The sequence below is a fragment of the Crystallibacter permensis genome, assembly GCF_025960875.1.
GTDB lineage: Bacteria > Actinomycetota > Actinomycetes > Actinomycetales > Micrococcaceae > Crystallibacter > Crystallibacter permensis.
Genome location: NZ_JAODLR010000064.1, coordinates 1 through 1,213, shown reverse-complemented (window position 1 = coordinate 1,213; position 1,213 = coordinate 1). Strand labels below are relative to the sequence as shown.

Below are 1,213 nucleotides of genomic sequence, written 5' to 3'. Positions count from 1 at the left end.
GCGGGGGTGAACAGCCGCTGGGCGCGTCCGATGTCGAGGATTTCGCCTTTGCCGCCGAGGACCAGGGGGATGAGGTCGGCGTCGCAGGCGATTTTGCGGACGGTTTTGGGGCTGATCAGTCCGCCGAACGCGGTATCGGCGGAGGCGCCGATCTGGTCCACCAGGTCCTGGTAGTCCAGGTTGATCATGATCTGGGGGCGGTGGCCGCCGCTGGAGGGGAGCTTGTCGGTGGACAGGGCGATCTGGCAGGCGCCGACGAGGCCTTGCAGGAGTTTCTGCGGCCGGGTCGGTCCTTGCCATTCCTGTTCCGGCCCCGCCTCTGCTGTGCCAGGGGCGGGCGGAGTGCCGGCGGCTGCTGCGGGGTCTGCCGGCGTGCCGTCGTCGGGGGCGAAGGTGGTCTTGACGCGCGGGTTGGTCGCGGCGTTCATGACGGTGACGAGGAATTCGAATTGTTCCGGCGTGGCGGCGATTTCCAGCCGGTGAAGGCCTTGGCGTTTGCCGCGGATGAACACGCCTTGTTTCGCACGGAGGATCTCGTCGGTGGGTTCGAGTCCGTCCGGGTCCAGGACTGCTTCCCAGCGTTTGATGATTTCGCGCAGGCCGTCGATATCGGACTCGGTGGCCTGCTGGGTCAGCTGGTTTTCCATCGCGGCCAGGCCCGCCGGCGGTGCGGTGGGGCGGACGCGTTCGAGGGCGTCGCGGATCAGGGTTGCGGCTTGGCCGCTGATCTGTGACGAGGTCAGTGCGGCGCCGAGGCGTTCGAGCTTCGGGGGTGCCTGTTCTCCGGTCATCAGGGTCGAGGGCATGGTGCTGGAACCTACGCGGAGCCGGCGTTTGGCTTCGCCGCGGCTGATCTTGAGTTTCTGGCGAAGGTATTCCGCGGCGTCCTTGTATTCGGGCTTCTTGGGTTTGCCGTCCTGGCCCGTGCCCTGCACCGGATCCGCCCAGGGGATGCGCTGGTCTGTTTCGCCTGTTTGGGCGATGTTCTGTTGGTCGACGGCGTGGGCGCCGATGACCTGGAGTTGCTCGACCGATTTGGAGATCTCTTCGATGCCGGCGACGGTGGCGGCGAGTTCCTTGGGGGATTGCAGGAGGCATTCCTGCTGGAAGTTGGCTGAGAAGTCCTGGAGGGCGGCGTGCACGGAAGCGAGGAAGCCCGCGGGCTCCTGATGCGCTTCGAACGGTGCGATTGCCATACCTCAACGCTATAGAA

The 1,213-nt window shown here is 66.0% G+C and carries 1 protein-coding gene; it reads right to left on the bottom strand.

Translation table 11 applies throughout. From position 1 onward, the window contains the following. Nucleotides 1–1,196 (bottom strand): 13E12 repeat family protein (locus B0G38_RS23180; RefSeq protein ID WP_264671656.1); only part of this gene is annotated, 1,196 nt, incomplete at its 3' end. Between the last annotated feature and the right edge of the window lie 17 nt (nt 1,197–1,213).